General features: G+C 46.1%; 13 protein-coding genes and 1 pseudogene. 12 read left to right on the top strand and 2 right to left on the bottom strand.

Annotated elements, in window-relative coordinates:
- Positions 1-447: 447 nt before the first annotated feature.
- The 3 genes from ACDJ58_RS12185 to ACDJ58_RS12195 all read left to right on the top strand — a co-directional run bounded on the left by ACDJ58_RS12185 (position 448) and on the right by ACDJ58_RS12195 (position 4828).
- Positions 448-1179 carry a Stf0 family sulfotransferase gene (locus ACDJ58_RS12185; protein ID WP_413378210.1) on the top strand — a complete coding sequence of 244 codons (732 nt, stop codon included), beginning with the start codon at positions 448-450 and terminating at the stop codon, positions 1177-1179.
- A gap of 137 nt (positions 1180-1316) precedes the next feature.
- Complete coding sequence (locus tag ACDJ58_RS12190; protein WP_413378212.1) at positions 1317-3062, top strand: ABC transporter ATP-binding protein; 1746 nt, start codon at positions 1317-1319, stop codon at positions 3060-3062.
- Positions 3059-4828, top strand: coding sequence for an ABC transporter ATP-binding protein (locus tag ACDJ58_RS12195; RefSeq protein ID WP_413378214.1), 1770 nt, complete (start codon positions 3059-3061; stop codon positions 4826-4828). Before ACDJ58_RS12190 ends, ACDJ58_RS12195 begins: the two co-directional genes overlap by 4 nt.
- A 104-nt stretch (positions 4829-4932) precedes the next feature.
- Here ACDJ58_RS12195 and cyoE read toward each other — a convergent pair whose 3' ends face one another.
- Entirely contained in the window at positions 4933-5856 is a 924-nt protein-coding gene (cyoE, locus tag ACDJ58_RS12200; RefSeq protein WP_413379633.1) for a heme o synthase, read from the bottom strand.
- Positions 5857-6253: 397 nt separating this feature from the next.
- Here cyoE and ACDJ58_RS12205 point away from each other — a divergent pair, with 397 nt between their 5' ends.
- The 4 genes and pseudogenes from ACDJ58_RS12205 (at position 6254) to ACDJ58_RS12220 (ending at position 12644) form a co-directional block, all read left to right on the top strand.
- Complete coding sequence (locus ACDJ58_RS12205) at positions 6254-7183, top strand: NAD(P)/FAD-dependent oxidoreductase (protein ID WP_413378216.1); 930 nt, start codon at positions 6254-6256, stop codon at positions 7181-7183.
- 249 nt (positions 7184-7432) lie between these two features.
- Positions 7433-10666: pseudogene (locus tag ACDJ58_RS12210) on the top strand (bifunctional cytochrome P450/NADPH--P450 reductase).
- A gap of 219 nt (positions 10667-10885) precedes the next feature.
- On the top strand, positions 10886-11200 hold the full coding sequence (locus tag ACDJ58_RS12215) for a hypothetical protein (RefSeq protein WP_413378218.1): 315 nt from the start codon (positions 10886-10888) through the stop codon (positions 11198-11200).
- A gap of 226 nt (positions 11201-11426) precedes the next feature.
- On the top strand, positions 11427-12644 hold the full coding sequence (locus ACDJ58_RS12220) for an MFS transporter (protein WP_413378220.1): 1218 nt from the start codon (positions 11427-11429) through the stop codon (positions 12642-12644).
- A 269-nt stretch (positions 12645-12913) separates the two neighbouring features.
- Here the strand turns inward: ACDJ58_RS12220 and ACDJ58_RS12225 are convergent, their stop codons facing one another.
- Positions 12914-14416 (bottom strand): carboxypeptidase M32, encoded by a 1503-nt coding sequence (locus ACDJ58_RS12225; RefSeq protein WP_413378222.1) that lies wholly within the window; start codon positions 14414-14416, stop codon positions 12914-12916.
- 256 nt (positions 14417-14672) lie between these two features.
- Between ACDJ58_RS12225 and ACDJ58_RS12230 the strand changes: the two genes are divergently transcribed.
- The 5 genes from ACDJ58_RS12230 (at position 14673) to ACDJ58_RS12250 (ending at position 20222) form a co-directional block, all read left to right on the top strand.
- Positions 14673-16280, top strand: a complete 1608-nt coding sequence (locus tag ACDJ58_RS12230; RefSeq protein ID WP_413378224.1) for an ABC transporter substrate-binding protein — start codon at positions 14673-14675, stop codon at positions 16278-16280.
- 90 nt (positions 16281-16370) lie between these two features.
- Positions 16371-17321: an ABC transporter permease gene (locus ACDJ58_RS12235; RefSeq protein WP_413378226.1), complete on the top strand. Its 951-nt coding sequence runs from the start codon at positions 16371-16373 to the stop codon at positions 17319-17321.
- A gap of 16 nt (positions 17322-17337) precedes the next feature.
- Positions 17338-18261, top strand: coding sequence for an ABC transporter permease (locus tag ACDJ58_RS12240; protein ID WP_413378228.1), 924 nt, complete (start codon positions 17338-17340; stop codon positions 18259-18261).
- Positions 18239-19255 (top strand): ABC transporter ATP-binding protein, encoded by a 1017-nt coding sequence (locus tag ACDJ58_RS12245; RefSeq protein ID WP_413378230.1) that lies wholly within the window; start codon positions 18239-18241, stop codon positions 19253-19255. Before ACDJ58_RS12240 ends, ACDJ58_RS12245 begins: the two co-directional genes overlap by 23 nt.
- Positions 19233-20222 (top strand): ABC transporter ATP-binding protein, encoded by a 990-nt coding sequence (locus ACDJ58_RS12250; protein WP_413378232.1) that lies wholly within the window; start codon positions 19233-19235, stop codon positions 20220-20222. The genes ACDJ58_RS12245 and ACDJ58_RS12250 overlap by 23 nt, the downstream gene beginning before the upstream one ends.
- Positions 20223-20237 lie beyond the last annotated feature (15 nt).

Genomic DNA, 20237 nt, shown 5'->3' on the forward strand with positions numbered 1-20237 from the left:
GAAGTAGCAGCATATGATGTTCAGTGGCATGAAGGAAATAACAATTGAGTTAATATTATCTTGACGGATTACGGTGGAGCGAATACAATAAACAACAAATATGTGTGACGGGTGGTTAGATGAACATGTTCCAGACAGGGCGCATTCTGAATCGATAACTGAATACGCATGAGCAAGTGACTTAACCAATGTTTTTTTGTGTTGGCGTTTGGACAGTCATGTTTGTGCACCCCTGTCGTGGACGCTCATCATTATTGCGTGCAGAGGAGAAATCCGGAAACGCTTTTTATTTCATATGGTTCTCTTATTGTTACAAGCTGTAGATGAACATTAGTTCATCTATGGCTTTTTTGCATGCATTCCACCCAATTTGTTGCACATGGAAGGGAGATTTTGTAGTGCTTTTTGGTATGAAACTACCCCTAGGGGAGAAAGAGAGGCAGCGATATGAAACGACCTGCTCAAAGTTATACCATTTGGTTTTCCCAACGAACCGGCAGTACCCTGCTGGGTGAAGCATTAAGTTCTACGGGTGTCGCAGGATATCCAAGCGAGTGGCTGCATTATCAGCATAAGAGCCCAGACACATTAAAGCGTGAAGATCTAGAGCAGATCTGGGATCAGGGAACAACGTCGAACGGAGTATTCGGAATCAAAATTAATTTTGAACAACGATGGATTGACGCATTCCGCAGTCTCTATTGTCTGCCAACAGCGTTATCGCGGGCTGAGGTATGGAGTACGGGCTTCCCTAATTGCACCAAACATATCTACATGACGCGTCGCAACAAAGCCAGATTGGCTGTGTCATGGTGGAGAGCCATTGTCTCGGGTGAATGGCACCGCAAGCACGGAGACAGTCCTCAGTTACAAGATATTGCAGATCAATATAACTTTGATGCGATTAAACATCTGCTTGTGGAGAGTAACATGTGCGAAGCTGCAATCGAAGATTTCCTGTCCGAGTCAGGCATTGTGCCGCTGACGATTGTTTATGAGGATTTTATACAAGATTACGAAGGGACCGTCATGAAAGTGCTAGAGTTTTTGGATGTTCCATCTGACGGTGTTGCCGTATCGCCCCCGTTCTTTGACCCGATCGCAGACGAGATTTCTGAACAATGGGTGCAAAGATTTCGAGAAGAATGCCAGAGGGATTGGGAGAATGTTAAATGGTAAACACACTTGGTAAGATTCATCCACGGGTTGGAAATGTTGCATTTATTGTTGTTATGTATGATTCATCTTAGTGAGGGACCAAAATGCTTTGAATCGCAAAAATGGAATAGAAATGTTATACGAAGGGGTGAGGGGCCATGCCCAAAACAGAGAAACGCTCCATGTCCTGGCTGCTGCAATATCTAAAACCCGTTAAAGGCCGATTGGCCTTGCTTATGGTGATGTTGCTAACGTCAACGGGACTGCAGCTCCTGAATCCACAAATTATCAAACGATTCATTGATACGGCCGCAAGTGGGGGAGTCCTTTCTAACCTGTTCCAGCTTGCCGGATTGTTTCTGGTTGTTGCCGTCGTAAATCAATTGATTACAGTAGCCGTAAGTTATCTAGGTAACGATGTGGCGTGGCGGGCAACAAACCGATTACGGGGAGATCTCCTGAAGCATTGTCTGCGTCTGGATATGCGGTTTCATAATGTGAAGACACCGGGAGAGATGATAGAACGGGTGGATGGTGATGTAACGAGTATCTCCAACTTCTTTGCCATGTTCATTGTGCAAGTGGTTGGGAGCTTTGTATTGCTTGCCGGAATCCTCGGATTTATGTTCAGCGTAAACGTACCGATTGCAATTGTCATGACGGTGTTTACATTGTTATCGATTCTGTTTATGGTGTTCATTCGGAATCTGGGAGTAAACTCTTCCAAAAATGAGCGGGAAGCGAGTGCATCCTTGTTCGGATTAATTGAAGAGCGTATTGCGGGAATTGAAGATGTTCAAGCGAACGGGCATGTCCCGTATGTTATGAATCGTTTTTATCGTACGATGCGTGTTGTATTTCAAAAGGGAAGGAAAGCCTGGCTGCTTCGGGTTATTCCATGGAATACGACAGTCATTCTGTTCGCACTTGCAGTCACGGCAGTACTTCTGCTCGGTGTTCATTACTACATGCAAGGCATTATCAGCATCGGAACACTGTTTCTGATATATCAATACACACAGATGCTTAATGATCCGATTGAGATGTTGGGCGATCAGGTTCAAGAGTTTCAGAAGGCGAAATCCGGCATGCTTCGTTCGAGAGAGCTGTTGTCTTTGCGTAGTGAGATCGAAAACGGAAGAGAGGATAAGCTGCCAGAAGGGCCGCTTGGTCTGGAATTCAAGCAGGTGAACTTCAGTTATAACGAGGATAAACCTGTATTGCAAAATATTAACTTTGCCATTAAACCTGGCGAACGGCTTGGCATCATCGGTCGTACAGGTAGCGGCAAGTCTAGTCTCAGTCGTGTGCTTCTGCGCCTGTACAATCTGGATAGCGGAACAATCCGTGTGGGTGGCAAAGATATTTCAGAGCTTACCTTGCCTGCACTTTACCGCAGGGTTGGTATGGTTACGCAGGATGTACAGCTGTTCGATGGTACGTTGCGAGACAATTTAACCCTGTTCAACCAGGATGTCTCGGATCAGATCATTAAGGAGACAACGGATCGACTTGGGTTAAGTCATTGGATTGAATCACAGCCCTCAGGGTTGGACACTCATCTGAAGGCAGGCGGTTCTTCATTGTCCGCAGGGGAAGCTCAATTGTTTGCCTTGACGCGAGTATTTCTGACTGAGCCTAGCCTGGTTATTCTCGATGAGCCTTCCTCACGGCTGGATGCCGCTACAGAGAGCATGCTTCAGTCTGCCATTGATCAGCTGATGAAGCAATGTACCGGAATTATCATTGCACATCGCCTCGCTACTTTGGAAAAGGTCGATCAGATTATGGTATTGGGTGATGGCAAGGTACTGGAATTCGGAGCCAGAGAAGAACTCGCCAGCGATCCGACGTCACATTATGCCAGATTGCTGATTACGGGGCGAGAGGAGGAATTGGCGTGACTGTAACAGGATTTATAGGCCGTTTGTTTCGATTCCGGCCTTTTCTATTTTTGATTAACGGATTGTCATGGTGTATATTTCATTCTTTGCCGTTGGCAATAGGAATAGGGATGCAGTGGTTCTTTGACCGGGCAACGGCGGGTTCCAGTGATTATATGTGGCTCGCAGCTCCGCTGATCTTCATTGCTTTGATCAGAGCGACAAGAGTAGGCACGTTTTTTGCCGCATTCTATGCATGGATCACGTATATCTACCATATTCAGGCCATTCTGCGTACCAATATGCTCGCTGGGATTATGCGCTGGCCAGGACGTAATCTGCCAGCTTCACCGGGGGAGGCGATGAGTCGCTTTCGGGATGATGTGGATGAAGTGGTTGAGTATGTGGAATCCTGGGTGGATTTTTGGGGAAGGCTCGTGTTCGCCATTGTATCCATCGTCATCATGGCGAACATTAACTGGAAAATCACTCTCGTTGCGGTATTGCCGCTGGTAGTCGTAACGTTGCTGAATAACTTGTCTGGTAATCGGGCTCGTCGATATGCTCAAGTCAATCGTGAGTCCACAGGGCGAATCACCAGTTTCATTGCCGAAACCTTTGGAGCGGTGCAGGCACTGAAACTTGGGCAGGCAGAAGAACATGTCTCTACTCGTTTTAACAAACTGAATGAAGAACGTCGTCAGGCCGCACTCCGGGATAATCTGTTCAAACAGTGGATGAGATCACTTAATCAGCATGTTATGAGTATTTGTACAGGTCTCATTCTTCTGATGTGTGCAGCCGAGATGAAATCAGGTAATTTCACCGTAGGTAATTTTGCCTTGTTCACCAGTTATCTTGCCAATATTGGCTTTAGCATTTCATTGTTTGGCTATATGGTATTCCAGCATAAACGGCTCAAAGTATCTTTTGATCGCATGCGAACCCTGTTTCGTCCTGGTGAGGAAGACCGGATCATAGATTTCAGAGAGACTTATCTGAATGAAGATCCGCCTGAGCTTCCTAATGAACAGAGAGATCCTAAAGAGAAGCTAAGAGAGCTGGAGATCAGCAATCTGGCGTACCAATATCCTCATTCTGCAAATGGAATACAGGATATCAGCTTCCGTGTGAAGCGGGGACAATTTCTGGTCATCACTGGACGGATCGGTTCTGGCAAGTCGACACTGGTCCGCACACTTCTGGGACTGCTGCCCAAACAGGAGGGCACGATTCGCTGGAATGGTAAAGATGTAGATCCCGCTACCTTCCTGATGCCGCCTAGAGCAGCATATACGCCGCAAGTACCTCGACTGTTCAGTGATACGCTGAAAGAGAATATTGTTCAGGGTAAACAGGGCCGTACGGAAGTCGCACTTGCAAAAGCCATACGCTTGGCTGTAATGGATAAGGATATTCAAAACCTGGATCAAGGACTCGAAACGTCCGTAGGTCCAAGAGGTGTCATGCTGTCTGGTGGTCAGATTCAGCGCGCAGCAACTGGGCGTATGCTGATGACGGAAGCGGACTTGTTCATCTTCGATGATCTGTCCAGTGCACTGGATGTGGAAACCGAGCAACAGGTCTGGGAAGGTTTGTTCCAGGAGCCAGATGTCACATGTATTGCGGTGTCTCACCGTAGAGCAGCACTTGCCAAGGCAGATCATATCATTGTCATGAAGGATGGACGAATTGAGGCCGAGGGCAGCTTATCAGAATTGCTTGCTACAAACGAAGAGATGCAACTACTTTGGCAAGGTGAGCAAACACCGGTTAAAGTGGGATAGGGTAAGATATATGATATATAACAAATGAAAAAAGCCGTACAGATAACTCTTTTCGAAAGAGTTAAGATCTGTACGGCTTTTATTATTGCTCATTGGGTCAATCTTTATTTGATCAGTTGTGCAATCAATGAATAAGCAATGATGACCAGGAAGATAATCGTGATGTGGTTAATGGAGAAAATAAACATTTTATGTGACCATTTCTTGGTTTCTTTCTTATCGAAAGTTGCCACACTAAGAATAAGCCAGGCCAAGCTTACCAGAAACGCAACAATGGCAATGAACGGACTCATCGGCCAGAACAAGAAGCTGGAGAATAACAACAATACCAGATAAACATTCGTCTGGATGTATGTCCGTCTGATTCCTTTTACGACAGGAAGCATGGGAACGCCAGCCGCTTTGTATTCATCGAATCTCCGGATGGCAATGCCATAGAAGTGAGGCATCTGCCATAACAGCATAGTAACAACCAAAGCCCAAATTTCATAGTGACCCAGCTCTGGTGAAATGGCTGCCCAACCAATGAGTGGAGGAACAGCGCCTGAAAGACTTCCTACTTCCGTATTGTATACCGTTGTCCGCTTGGTCCACATCGTATAAGGGAACACGTACAGCAACAGTCCCAATATGCCGAATACGGCAGCCGAAGGGGAAGCGATATACAACATGATGCCTCCGATAATCGTAATGGCAATACCGAGGATCAATCCTGTTTTGGTATCTACACGACCAGTTACCGTCGGACGTGTTTTGGTGCGTTCCATGATCGCATCGATATCCCGATCGTACAAATTGTTAAACACCCCGGCCGCTCCGATAATCAGGGAAGACCCGATGACAGAAAGGATAATGGGTACAATATTAGCTAAAATGGATGCATCAAATACATACAAAGCCAAACTTAAACCGGCAAACATGGCGATCAGATTGGATTTGATGATTCCGATCTTGATCGTATCAAAGAATACTTTCGGAATCGAGCTAGTATACTCCAGGTTGATTTCGGGCCGTGACCCTTTATTCAATGTTTTCAAGAACTCACTTCCTATATCTATACTTATATATCTCGTGGTTTTATTATAGCATCCAATACACTATGTGAATTAATTAACGATTTAGTATTTAAAATAATGTCATTTGATTGTGAACAATTTAAAAACAAGGTTTTTTTTAATTGTTAAAAATGATTTTCTGTGATACAGGTCATTGAAACCTAATAGCAGCGATAACAAGAAAAGAATATTTTTCTTGCATGTTGAGTTTTATTTGTTTATTGTAGATATAAGAGATCTTTAATAGTATTGAGTGATCTCCTCTTGTATTGTTGCTATTAGAGAACAGCTGCAAGGGCAAGATGTAATCAGGATAGACCTTTTTTTTGAAATGATAAAGGACATTGAATATCTGGAAAGGGTGTTAAATATGAATCAAAAGATGGATGTATTAATTATAGGCGGAGGACCAGCGGGTCTTAATGCTGCACTTGTACTAGGACGAGCTCGCAAACATGTTGTGGTCATAGATGATGAACGCCCGCGCAATTGGGTTACGCGTGAAACACACGGTTTTCTGACGAGAGATGGCGCAAGTCCACGTGAATTTCGGAAGGTTGCGAAAGAACAGATTAGCGCTTATCCGTCCGTTCATTTTGTAGGGGACACAGCGACCTCAGTGACAGGAACAGATGGCGACTTTCAAGTTACAACGGCCCAAGGAGAAGTCCATCGTACGAAGAAAGTGTTGTTCACAGTAGGAAAAAAAGACCTTCCGCTGGATATTAAAGGGTTGACAGAGGTATATGGCAAGAGTGCTTTTGTCTGTCCTTATTGCGATGGTTGGGAATTAAGAGATCAACGGCTTGTCATCATTGTTAATGGAGCGAAGGCATTTCATATGGCCAAGACAATTTCCGGCTGGACAAGCCAGTTTACCATTTGCACGAATGGACCTGATGAATTAACGGATGAGCAGCGGGAGGAATTGAAGCAGCATGGTGTTCCGGTATGGGACTCCCCGATTCGATCCATTGAATCAAGCGATGGGATGGTGCAAAAGGTTGTGTTAGAGGATGGCACCGAAATCTCGTGCACGGGAATTTTCTTTGGACCGAAACTAACGGCTGGATCAGAACTTCCGCAGACGATAGGCTGTGAGGTTACGGATGCGGGTACAGTCGTTGTAGATGATTTCGGTAAAACGACCGTAACAGGTGTGTTCAGCGCTGGAGATGCAGCATCGGAGTTGTACCAGGCCATTACTGCGGCGTCCCTTGGTGCATTAACCGCTGTAACCATCAACAGTGAGCTAAATATGGAGGCTTGGGATGAGCGCGGTAAACATTTAAACCCGTAGAATAACGATGTACAGTTTCTTCTCCAGTACTTTGCACAAACAATAAGTCAACATAATAGATCAGATCAAAAAGGGGATTGCAAACGCAATTCCTTTTTTGTGTTAGTAGATCTTCTGCGTCGCTAAGTGTACTAGTTCTGACCGTTATTGGTATAAGCCCAATATTTGATTTTCATTCGATAACGGTTTATTATTGTATCAAATGATAGATAATACTATCATTTTAGACTCTGGGAGAGGGTGTTTAAAATGAGTATTGCAACTAACGTTCCACAGCCCAAAATGTATGGACCACTCGGGAATCTGCCCTTGATTGATAAAGAGAAACCAACATTGTCCCTTGGAAAGCTAGCTGAGGAGTATGGACCGATATATCGACTGTCCGTTCCTGGTTATTCCGGATTGATCGTATCTGGCCCAGATCTGGTGGCTGAATTATGTGACGTATCTCGTTTTGATAAATTTATATACAATGAACTCGAAAATTTACGTGCCTTTGGAGGCGATGGTTTATTTACAAGCAGAACATCCGAGCCAAACTGGAAAAAGGCACATAATATTTTGCTTCCCACCTTTAGTAAACAGGCGATGAAGGGTTATCATCCGATGATGGTCGACATAGCCGAACAATTGATAAACAAATGGGCACGTTTGAATTCTAACGACACCATTGATGTAGCAGACGACATGACACGACTTACGCTGGATACCATTGGGCTGTGCGGTTTCAATTATCGATTTAACAGCTTTTACAGACAGGATCACAGTCCTTTTATCGAAAGTATGGTTCGTGCATTAAATGAAGCTATGCAGAAAAGCTCGCGCTTGAAAATCCAAAATCTGCTGATGGTGAAAACCAAACGACAGTTCGAGGAAGACATCCAAACGATGTTCTCATTGGTCGATCAGATTATTGAGGAACGCAAAGCAAGTGCTGCTCCTGAAGAGGTTGACTTGCTCGCTCGTATGCTGAATGGCAAAGATCCTGAAACCGGAGAAACGCTGGACGATGAGAACATTCGGTATCAGATTATTACGTTCCTCATTGCCGGACATGAAACGACGAGTGGTTTGTTATCTTTTGCCCTTTATTTTTTGCTGAACAATCCAGAAGCACTTCAAAAGGCCTATGATAAGGTGGACCGGGTATTGGTGAGTGACTCTCCACAGTACGAAGAAATCCTTCAGCTTCCTTATATCCGCATGATTCTTAGCGAATCGTTGCGTCTATGGCCAACCGCTCCGGGATTTGACGTTTATGCCAAAGAAGACACCGTCATAGGTGGCAAATATCCACTGAAAAAAGGGGAGAGCTGCAGTATTCTTCTGCCTCAGCTTCACCGTGACAAAGGCGCCTGGGGAGAGGATGCTGAGCTATTCCGCCCGGAACGTTTTGAAGATACGACTCAAGTGCCTCACCATGCGTATAAACCGTTTGGCAATGGGGAGAGAGCGTGTATCGGCATGCAGTTTGCTTTGTATGAAGCAACCCTTGTGCTCGGTATGGTACTTAAACATTTTGAACTGGTAGACTATAGCGACTATAGATTGGATGTGAAACAAACGTTAACGTTAAAACCAGGCGATTTTCGGATACAGGTGAGAGCACGCACAGTTTCACCCATACTGAGTACATCTGTTGCCCACTTGAATGAGAAGCCGAATCAGGTTATTCATACAAATGTAGCTGGTCACGGCGCTATGAAGGAATCGATGACCACTACAGAGGATGTTAATCCAACAATACTGGTCCTATTGGGGGACGGCAGAAGGCATTGCCAGAGCGTTTGTAGAGAAAGCCCGTTCCTATGGAATTCCAAGCAAAGCCGCAACATTGAATGAATGGGTTGGCCGCTTGCCCAAAGAGGGGATCGTTCTCATCGTGACAGCATCGTATAATGGCAAACCTCCGCAAAATGCAACGGCATTTATGGAATGGTTAAAGGAAGCGGAGTCAGAGAAGGTGCACGGTGTGACCTATGCAGTGCTGGGCTGCGGGGATCGGAGCTGGTCCGGTACATACCAGAGCATTCCTCGAATGGTCGATGAGAAGCTTGCGGGCTTGGGAGGCAACAGGCTGTTACCTCGGGGAGAAGTCGATGCAGGCGGGGATATGGAGAAACAAGTGGGAAGAGTGGCAGCGGGTGTTGTGGCCTCAGATGTTAAACACATTTGGAATCAGCGAGGAATCTATGGAATACTCCTCACGAAGTACACTTCAAATGGAATTTGTTCGCGAGAAAGCCGATCTACCACTTGCACGAACCTACAATGCCAGCTATGCCACTATAGTGGTAAATGAAGAGCTTCAGGCAATGGATAGTGGGCGGAGTACACGTCACATTGAGATGCTGCTGCCTGAAGGCATGACCTATAAAGAAGGCGATCATCTTGGCGTATTGCCACAATACAAATGAAATCCTGAATCGAATCCTTCATCGTTTCGAATTAAAAGGAGAGGTTCAGATCCAATTAACTTCGAACGAAACACAGTTGACACATCTTCCTTTGAACCGTCCTGTTCAAGTGAATGAGATGCTCCGTTCCTGTGTTGAGCTGCAAGCACCTGTTACAAGAGCGCAGTTGCAAGAGTTGGCCAACCATACGGTGTGCCCGCCTCATAAGCGTGAACTGGAGGCGATGCTGGAAGAAAACAACTACAGGGAACATATACTTGAAAACAGAACTACCATGCTGGAATTGTTGGAAAAGTATGAGGCCTGTGAACTGCCGTTCGAAAGGTTCCTTGAACTGTTGCCTCCACTCAAGCCCAGGTATTACTCCATCTCCAGCTCTCCAAACTTCAATGCCAAGCAGGCGAGCATAACAGTGTCCGTTGTGAGAGAGCCTGCTTGGAGCGGCAACGGTGAATTCCGTGGTGTAGCTTCATCCTATCTGGCCGATTGCCAGACGGGCGAGAGTATTCTGATGTTTGTACGTACGCCAGAATCCGGATTTGAGCTGTCGGAAGAGCCGGATGTTCCAATTATTATGGTAGGTCCAGGGACAGGTGTTGCACCATTCAGAGGTTTCCTCCAGGCCAGATCTGTCCTGAAAGAGAGGGGATTACCACTGAGTGAAGCACATTTGTTCTTTGGGTGCAGGAATGATTCGGATTTCATATATCGTCAACAACTTGAACAATACGAACAGGCGGGCATCGTCAAGCTGCATACGGCTTTTTCACGTGTTGAGGGTAAGCCCAAGAATTATGTGCAGCATCTGTTGATAGAGGAAGCCGAGCATTTGCTTCATTTGCTTGATGCCAAAGGGAGAATTTACGTATGCGGGGATGGGAGCCAAATGGCTCCCGCCGTGGAGGAGACTTTGCGGCAAGCATATCAGAACGCAAAAGGAGCAACCCTCCAGGAGGCAAAAGATTGGCTCAATCAGCTTCAGTCGGAAGGGCGCTACGTCCAGGATGTATGGGCAGGTAAACGAGCCGTTGGATCGGCTAAGGCTCTGTACGTTGAGACAAATTAAGATGGAGGCGGCGATAATCCGCCTTTTTCTTATATTATAGGAAGATGTGAGAAGAGAAAACATCGTATGTGTTCACATCAATTAAGTTATATACTTAAAAATCAAATAATAGTTCACATATTTTACATCAAATATTTTCACTATATGACAAATATTACATTTTAATAGAAGCCTGTCATATATGATAGAACTGTACTCCAAAACGAAAGGAAGATGAAGATGAAAAAGAAACTTATGGTCGGTCTTTTAACTGTTGTTGCATGTTTCACGCTAGGCTCTACATCTTTTGCAGCTAGTGTACCTTCAACTTCAACAAGTAGTTTACCAGAAAGTACACAAGTAGTTCCTTACGCACAAAAGTATATAACCTGGCAGACCATTCTACCCAAATCTCAATTCCCAACGCTTGCTGATATCCCTATGACAGCAAGTTATAATGTTGATCCGTACTGGGGAACACTTACATTAAAATCAGTCGATGGTCAGACTGGCTATACGTGGACTGTTACCTATGAGGGTTATGTCAACTATTAATCATTTAATCATTGAATAATGCTACCTATCCGAAAAACAGCCGCTGATCTGGAGTTTCTCATCCAGATCGGCGGCTGTTTTAATTTGGCTGATACGATCTCTTGACAAAGAAAAATTTTTGACGCAATATAATAAATAAACTTTATAAAGTATATAAATAAAGTGGTTTAACCAGCATTCTTATCTTCATTTACTTTTAATTTATATGCAGGGAAGGGATCTATTTATGGCAACTTGGTTTCTTATCATTATCTACCTTGCGTTTATCAGTCTGGGGATTCCGGACTCCTTGCTAGGTTCTGCCTGGCCCGTCATGTGGCCTGAACTTGGCGCTTCGTTTGGGTCAGCAGGAATTCTATCGATGGTCGTTGCAGGGGGAACTATCGTTTCAAGCTTGGCAAGTGGCACGGTTATTCAAAAATGGGGCACAGGCAAGGTTACATTAATTAGCTGTTGTCTAACTGCCGGAGCACTCCTTGGATTTTCCTTCGCACCTTCATTGGTATGGCTCGTCATTCTTGCCATTCCTCTGGGTCTAGGGGCTGGAGCCGTTGATGCTGCGCTGAATCATTATGTCGCAGAGCATTACAAAGCACACCATATGAACTGGCTGCACTGTTTCTGGGGTGTGGGCGCGACGACGGGGCCTATCATTATGTCGTATTACATTGCGGAACATCATTCCTGGAGAAGCGGGTACACAGCTGTAGCCGTCGTCCAGTGTTGTCTCGTTCTGATTTTGTTTGCCACGTTGCCGTTGTGGAAGCGTGTTGCTGCAAGTCGGGAGAGTGCAAGTCTGAACAACGAATCAGATCATGTGCAAGCAGACAACACGTTAGTACAGAGTGGGAACAGACCCGAACGGAATGTATTGAAGATTAAGGGAGTCAAAAACTCACTGATCGCATTTCTGTTTTATTGTGGCGTGGAGACGACGGTCGGTTTATGGGGAGCCAGCTATCTGGTAGGAGCAAGAAACATCTCGGCAGAAACGGCTGCGGGATGGATCTCCTTATACTACGGTGGTATTACGATTGGCAGGTTGATTACAGGCTTTATCACGTTAAAAATAAAAAATCGGGTGTTAATTCTGGCTGGTCAAGTGACCGCCATTGTGGGTGGAATCATTTTATTGCTTCCATTATCGATTTCGTTTGCGCTGGCTGGATTTATGCTGATTGGATTGGGGCTTGCACCCATCTATCCCGGACTTCTTCATGAAACTCCAGCTCGATTCGGCAAAGCGAATTCTGCTCGATTGATGGGATACCAAATGGCACTGGCATACACAGGAACTACATTGCTTCCTCCGCTTTTTGGAGTTCTCGCTGCGAAAACCGATATCGGCTTTTTCCCGCTGGTTGTACTTGTTTTCCTTATCTTGATGCTGGTCAGCTCAGAGCAAGTGAATCGTATTTTGAAAAAGAGGATTCTAAATGGGTAGAGCTGGTGGGGAGCAACAGGGACAGCACCTGGTCATGAAATTGTGAGATGAAGAAAAGGGAGAGCTTAACATGCTATCATTAATATTGTTATGTTTGATCGTATATGTGGGGGCATATGGATGTCTGGCTGCGTCCAAGCAGCCCATGGATGTAAAACCTGTGCGGTCGTTCGATGATTTCTTCGAGTAAGCGATACGATTTTCCATTTAAAAAATAATATACAAAAAAAGCGAGGAACAACTCTCGCTTTTTTTGTTGTGCAGAATCATTACAGTTCATAGAGCTGCTCATATTTATCCGTTAAGTAACGAATCAATGGAGCGGTATCAATACTTTTTCCGGTGATGGACTTAATTAGCTCGTCCGCCGATCTTGATTTACCAAATTGATGAATATGAGTTGTCAGCCATCCGGTAATCGTCTCGATATGATCTGATTCAATCAAATGATCAAAATCGGGAAGTTCGCGGCGGATGACTTTGTGTATCTGTGCTGCATAGACAAACCCGAGTGTATAGGAAGGGAATAATCCAAATCCGGCGCTCCAGTGTCCATCCTGTAAAATACCTTCCAGATGAGTCGGGGGACGAATACCCAGATATTCCTCATATTTATCATTCCATGCTTCAGGCAATCCTTCGTAATCCACTTCTCCAGCAATAATAGCTTGTTCCAGCTCATACCGAATAATGAGATGCAGGTTGTAGGTAAGTTCATCGGCCTCAAAACGGTTAAACGTCGGTTTTACTGCATTTAAGGCGAAATAAAAGTCATCCAAACTCACATTGCCAAACGTTTCAGTTTTGATTTTTTGCAGAATAAAATAGTTGTTTTCCCAGAAGCCCTTGTGTCTGCCAATGAATTTCTCGAAAAAGATCGATTGGGATTCATGAATGCCGTACGAAGTGAAGATGCCAAGTCCGGTATGTATCAGGTTGGGGTCAATATTCTGTGTATAGAGCGAGTGACCTCCTTCATGTAATGCACTCCACAATGAAACGCGAACATCATTTTCAACAAATTTGGCTGCGAGCCGTGCATCGTAAGGATTGATGGCAGAACTGAATGGGTGCACGGTTGCACCGAATTGCCCGGCATCAAAGTCGTAGCGAATGGCTTGTAACAGCTCGATCCCAAGCTGCCTCTGCTGTTCAAGTGGGAAGGGATGAGTGAATATGGATGTGTCCGGTTGTTTAGCGGAAGATGTGACACGACGGATTAGCGGTATTAGAGCGGATTTCAGCTCACTGAAAATGCGATCCAACGTTACCTTATCCAGGTCAGGATCAAACTGCTGCACGAGTGGATCGTATGCATGCTGATCGTATCCCCAGTATCCGGCAAACTTCAAGCTTGCATCGAAGATCTGTTTCAAATGCGGAGCGAAAATGGAAAAATCATTGGCAGCTCTGGCTTCCAGCCAAGCGGCGTTTGCAAGACCTTGCTGCTGTACAAATGCCTGATATTCCTCTATTGGAATGGCACTCCAGCGTTTATACGTTTTCCAATGCTCTGCAATAATTCGCTTGGATAGCTCATCAAGGTCCTCTTGTTGTGCTGCTTCCTCTAATCGCAAACCGAAATCAGCATCGGTCTGTAACTTGAAAAGTTCTCCAGCCAATGTAGCTTTGGCTCGTGCGGCGTAGGATGCGCCCTTTCGAGGTGCCCCTGTGCGAGCATCCCAGGCAAGCAGGGTTTGTACCTGTTTATAATGTTCGACCTTCTCGATATGTGCCTCCAGTTTAGCATCCAAGCGTTGTATCGTTGTCATGTTCGTGACTCCTTCCAGATAAAGGATGAAATTTAAGTTGTATATTACCATCGGAATAGTTGGAAGTACAGAGAATCACGCTTTTTTCGTAGATTACAAAAAATGAATTAACACATTACGATTGCTTATTTTACAAAAGACCTCTGTTCCCTTAGCCTGAAAATAACAATTTTCACTAATCCGACATGAACACTTGTATATCATTCAGGACAGTGAAATCGGATTTAACATTATGCATGAGAGCGAGAGGGGTTACATGATGAGAAAACATACCAAGCCTGCTTTAATGATGATTCTGGCATTCCTGCTTCTGGCAGGTTGCGCTTCAGGTGGAGAAGGTCAGCAGAGTACACAAGCCTCTTCAACAACCGGTGAAAGTTCGTCACAGCAGACATCGGCTGAAGGAAAGACAGGCGGGACGCTGAACATTGGCTATCCAACACAACCGGTCACACTGGATGCACATGTGTCTTCCAATACAGCGGTCAAGGATATTTCACGTGAGATCTATGAGCAACTGGTGACGTTGGATAAAGATGCACAGGTCATTCCGCTGCTGGCAGAATCCTATGAGATCAGCGACGACAAATTATCCTATACATTCCATCTGCGCCAAGGTGTGAAGTTTCATAATGGCAAGGAGCTGCAAGCGGAGGACGTAGTTGCTTCCCTGAATCGCTGGATCAAACTGTCTAGTCATGGTAAAGCAAACTTTGTGGGTGCCGAGGCCAAAGAAACGGACCCGTATACCGTCGTACTTCAATTGAAAACGCCGTTTCTGCTAACACTGCAACTGCTTGCTGATCCGATTCCCGCAGCGGCGATCTACCCGAAAGAAGTGGTTGATGAGGCAGATGATAAAGGGATCAAATCATTCATTGGTACAGGTCCGTTTCAACTGGAGGAGTGGAAGCAGGATCAGTATATTCATTTGAAAAAGTATGACGATTACTCCGCCCGTACCGAGCCGAGTGATGGAGCAGGCGGCAAAAAGGAAGCGCTGGTCGATGACCTGTACTTCCGCTTCGTAACAGACGAGTCGACCCGTCTTGCCGGGATTACTTCCGGGGAATATGACATTGCACTGAATATCTCTGTGGATAATGAACAGCAGATCGCGGACAATCTTGACTTGCAAACCTTCCTCAGTCCGGGAGGCATGATTGGATATTTCTATAACAGTAATGACGGCTTGTTCAAGAACGTCAAACTTCGTCAGGCTGTCAATGCCATTCAGAACGTCGATGACATACTGACATCGGCATTCCGTGATCCACAATTTTATGTGAAGACATCCTCTCTGGTTCTACCCGAATATCCGAACTGGTATTCGGAAGCAGGCAAAGAATCGTACAGCCAAGCTAACGCGGATAAAGCAAAGCAATTGCTTCAAGAAGCAGGCTATAACGGCGAAGAAATCAAAATTTTCACGACGAGAGATTATGTGGATCAATATAACGTAGCGGTTGTTTTGCAGCAGGAGCTGGAGTCGATTGGCGTCAAGGTTAAGCTGGATGTCTATGATTGGCCTACTTTGCAGGAAAAACTCGGTACAGGCACAGGGTGGGATATCTACCCCATGAGTTATGCGTTCCGGCCTACGTTCTACCAGTATGCGTTCTGGGGAGGCGGAGCAGGGCTGCTGAAAAGCGAGAAACTGAGCGAGCTACTTCAAGGAATCCGGACGTCAGATTCAGTAGAGGCCGCAAGGCCGCTCATTGATGAATTGCAGCAATTTGTATGGACCGAAGTTCCATTCTCTCAGATCGGGCATACCAAACAGGTTACAGCGCTATCGAAAAATATAAGTGGTTTCCAGAACATTTTGGGCCCGATCTTCTGGAATACAACCAATAACAAGTAGTTAAAAGGAAAGGCAGCGGATGAAAAGGCGTAGCATTGCTTCCACAGGAATACGCCTTTCCGTTTGCCATTGGAAAGAGGTGGCCCTCATATGGGTGGATATATTGTTCGTCGGTTATTGTCCTTGATACCTGTCCTGTTTGTAGTAGCAGTCGTGGTGTTCTCCATCATTCATGTCACACCAGGGGATCCCGCTGCGATTCTGCTGGGTGAAGAGGCGAGCAAAGCCGATATTGATGAGCTAAGAAGCAAGCTGGGGTTGGACAGACCTATCTATGAGCAATTCGGCATTTGGTTGCTGGGGCTGTTATCCGGGAATTTGGGGGAGTCCATCTTTCTGGACAAGCCTGTGACAGAGGCTTTTTTTGAACGATTGGCGCCTACATTGTCCCTTGCGATCATTGCCCAGGTGATTGGTGTGTTTCTTGCCTTGTTCCTTGGCATTACTGCGGTTAAGCGAAGAGGAACCATCGTGGACCAATCGGTGATGGGTTTCTCCATGCTGGGCATCTCCATCCCGAGTTTTCTGTTGGGATCACTGCTGGTCATGTTCTTTAGTGTGAAGCTGCGCTGGCTTCCCGTTGCAGGGTATCAACCGCTCACAGAGGGTCTGTGGCAGCATATTAAGTATCTGTTGCTCCCTGGCATCGTGCTCGGCATCATTCAGGCAGCGCTCATTACCCGAATGACAAGATCCTCCATCCTGGATGTGATGTCCGGCAATTTTATCAAAACCGCCAAAGCCAAGGGAGTCAAAGAAAAAACGATCGTGTATACACACGCGTTGCGCGTTGCATTCATCCCTATTCTCACGGTTATTGGGGAATCGTTCGGTGGGCTGGTTACTGGCGCTGCGGTTATAGAAACGCTATTCAATATTCCGGGAGTGGGGCAGCTCATCGTCAATTCGATTAGCCGAAGAGATTACTCTGTTATTCAGGGCTCGGTGCTGCTGGTTACGGTGGCTTATGTGTTCGTAAATCTAATCGTTGATTTGTTGTATGGTTTGGTCGATCCGCGAGTTCGATTAAGCAAGAAATGAAGGGGGTGGAGACAACTTGATAACCAATCCGGATACCACCATCGCTACGTCAGGACTTCACAAAAGGAAGAACAGGCGCATCGTATTCAGACGCTTTATGCATAATCAGTTGTTAACCACAGGGGCGGGAATTCTACTTGTTGTTGTGCTTCTGGTATTCATCGGGCCGATGCTTACACCATACGGGCCGTTACAGATTGATCCGGTGAATCGACTTAAAGGCCCCAACGGGCAGCACATATTTGGCACAGATAACTTTGGACGTGATGTATTCACTCGCGCCGTATATGGTTTGCGTATTTCGGTTGCGGTTGGTTTCGCTGTTACGGTTGTGTCTTCTTTGATCGGCATGATTGTGGGGCTGTTATCTGCAAGTTATTCGGTGCTGGATCATATCTTTATGCGCATCTGTGATGGATTGTTTGCATTTCCGTCCATTTTGCTTGCCATTTCCATCATGGCGGCTCTTGGCCCGAATCCGGGCAATGTCATTATCGCCCTAAGTATTATCTTCATTCCATCGATGGCCCGGATTATTCGTTCCAAGGCGCTGGTCATTCGGGAGTTAACTTATATTGAAGCATTGCATGCACAGGGAGCAAGTAGCTGGCGCATCATTTGGATTCATATGGCGCCCAATACGCTGTCTCCGCTCATTATCCAATCCAGCTTTATTTTTGCCGTATCGATCCTGACGGAAGCTTCTCTAAGTTTTCTTGGAGCGGGTATTCCTTCCCCGTCCCCAAGTCTCGGGAATATGCTTTTTGACGGAAAAACGGTGATCTACAACGCTTGGTGGATGACTGTCTTCCCGGGCATTTTCCTGGTGCTCGTTGTACTGGGTCTGAACCTGTTCGGCGATGGCCTTAGAGATCTGCTCGACCCGCATGCGAATAAGGTGAAAAGGGGGAGACGTCGTGGGAAAACAACCGCTGCTTGAGGTTAAGGACCTGAAAGTGTCCATTTCAACCGAAAAAGGAACAATTCACCCAGTGGAAGGCGTATCCTTCCACGTCCTTGCCGGGGAGACGCTGGGCATTGTAGGTGAGTCCGGCTGCGGGAAAAGCGTAACCGCCGAATCCATTCTCAGACTATTTGATGAAGATTACGTGGATTACTCGGGTGAAGTCCTCTACGAAGGAACCGATCTCTTAAGCTTGTCCAAAAGACAAATGGAACGCATTCGTGGCAATGAACTCTCCATGATCTTTCAAGACCCCATGTCCTCCCTGAATCCGGTTCAGACGATTGGCAAACAAATTGCCGAGAGCTTGAAACTGCATCAAGGCATGAATGGCAGACAGGCGCGTCTTGCTGCTATAGATCTGTTGCGTATGACAGGTATCCCCTCACCGGAAAAGAGGGTGGATGAGCATCCGCATGAAATTTCGGGAGGGATGCGACAGCGGGTCATGATTGCCATGGCACTTGCCTGTAATCCGAAACTGCTTATCGCAGATGAACCGACAACGGCACTGGATGTGACGATTCAGGCGCAAATACTGGAGCTAATCGAAAGTCTGCAAGCGAAGACCGGGCTTGGTGTCATCCTGATTACACATGACTTGGGTGTAGTCGCAGAAACGTGTACGAGAGTGGCCGTCATGTATCTTGGACAGGTCGTGGAGGAGGCGAGCGTGGACGATTTGTTTTTCAATCCCCAGCATCCATATACGTCAGGTTTAATGAAATCCATTCCCCGTATTGATGGCGAGCAGCACAGCAAACTCCATGTCATTGAGGGAACGGTACCCGCGTTGCATCAGGTTCCAACAGGTTGCCGATTCGCTCCAAGATGCGCTTATGCGAATGAACAATGCCTGCGAGCAGCGCCTTCCTTGAAACAGGTGGACGAGAACCATTCGGTACGCTGCTGGTATCCCGGAATAGCAACGATTCAGGAGGAGACACATGAACTCGAAATCATTGGTTGAGTCGAAGCCGCTGCTACAGGTTAGCAATCTGAACAAACATTTCCCTGTTCGATCTTCTTTTGGCAGAACCAGGGGGCAAGTCAAGGCAGTCAATGGGGTATCCTTTGACATCCACACAGGACAAACCTTTGGCTTGGTGGGAGAATCCGGCTGCGGTAAAAGCACACTCGGGCGGTCGATTCTCAGACTTGTTGAGCCAACATCAGGGGAAGCATTTTATGAAGGCACGGATATTCTGGGGTTAAGCAAAAAAGAATTGCGAAGCTACAGGCAGCATATGCAGATGGTATTTCAGGACCCGTACACCTCGCTGGACCCTCGTAAACGCATCGGATACTCCATTGAAGAACCGCTATTAATCCACAAGAAGGGCAACAAACGGGACAGAATGGAAACAGCCATGTCGTTGCTGCGCAAAGTTGGATTCAGTGAAGAACATTACGAGCGGTTTCCTCATGAATTTTCAGGTGGTCAGCGTCAAAGGCTGGGCATCGCCAAAGCGTTGGCCCTCGGGCCGAAGCTCATTATATGTGATGAACCGGTATCGGCGCTGGACGTATCGATTCAGTCTCAGGTCATTAATTTGCTGGAAGAGGTCCAAGAGGAGCTCGGCATCTCCTATTTATTCATTGCACATGACCTTAGCGTTGTACGCCATATTGCAGATCGCATCGGTGTGATGTATTTGGGAGAGATGGTGGAGCAGGGGCCAGCGGAAGCTTTGTTCGCCGATCCTTTGCATCCCTATACCAAATCATTATTGTCTGCGGTACCTATCCCGAATCCTCGTGCCAAAAGGGAAAGAGTTGTATTAAGCGGTGAGATTCCATCGCCACTTCATCCGCCTGCGGGCTGTGTTTTTCATACCCGATGCCCATACGTTATGGAGACATGCCGACAGGTCGTTCCGCAAAAACGGTTCGTCACTCCAGACCGTGAAGTGCAGTGTCATTTATACGATGAATAGAGGAGGAATGAAACA

Source organism: Paenibacillus taichungensis, assembly GCF_047302525.1.
GTDB lineage: Bacteria > Bacillota > Bacilli > Paenibacillales > Paenibacillaceae > Paenibacillus > Paenibacillus taichungensis_B.

Coding starts and splice junctions, on each gene's coding strand:
- ACDJ58_RS12185 (WP_413378210.1), top strand. CDS start 448: ATGAAACGACCTGCTCAAAGTTATACCATTTGGTTTTCCCAACGAACC.
- ACDJ58_RS12190 (WP_413378212.1), top strand. CDS start 1,317: ATGCCCAAAACAGAGAAACGCTCCATGTCCTGGCTGCTGCAATATCTA.
- ACDJ58_RS12205 (WP_413378216.1), top strand. CDS start 6,254: ATGAATCAAAAGATGGATGTATTAATTATAGGCGGAGGACCAGCGGGT.
- ACDJ58_RS12215 (WP_413378218.1), top strand. CDS start 10,886: ATGAAAAAGAAACTTATGGTCGGTCTTTTAACTGTTGTTGCATGTTTC.
- ACDJ58_RS12220 (WP_413378220.1), top strand. CDS start 11,427: ATGGCAACTTGGTTTCTTATCATTATCTACCTTGCGTTTATCAGTCTG.
- ACDJ58_RS12225 (WP_413378222.1), bottom strand. CDS start 14,416: ATGACAACGATACAACGCTTGGATGCTAAACTGGAGGCACATATCGAG.
- ACDJ58_RS12230 (WP_413378224.1), top strand. CDS start 14,673: ATGATGAGAAAACATACCAAGCCTGCTTTAATGATGATTCTGGCATTC.
- ACDJ58_RS12235 (WP_413378226.1), top strand. CDS start 16,371: ATGGGTGGATATATTGTTCGTCGGTTATTGTCCTTGATACCTGTCCTG.
- ACDJ58_RS12250 (WP_413378232.1), top strand. CDS start 19,233: ATGAACTCGAAATCATTGGTTGAGTCGAAGCCGCTGCTACAGGTTAGC.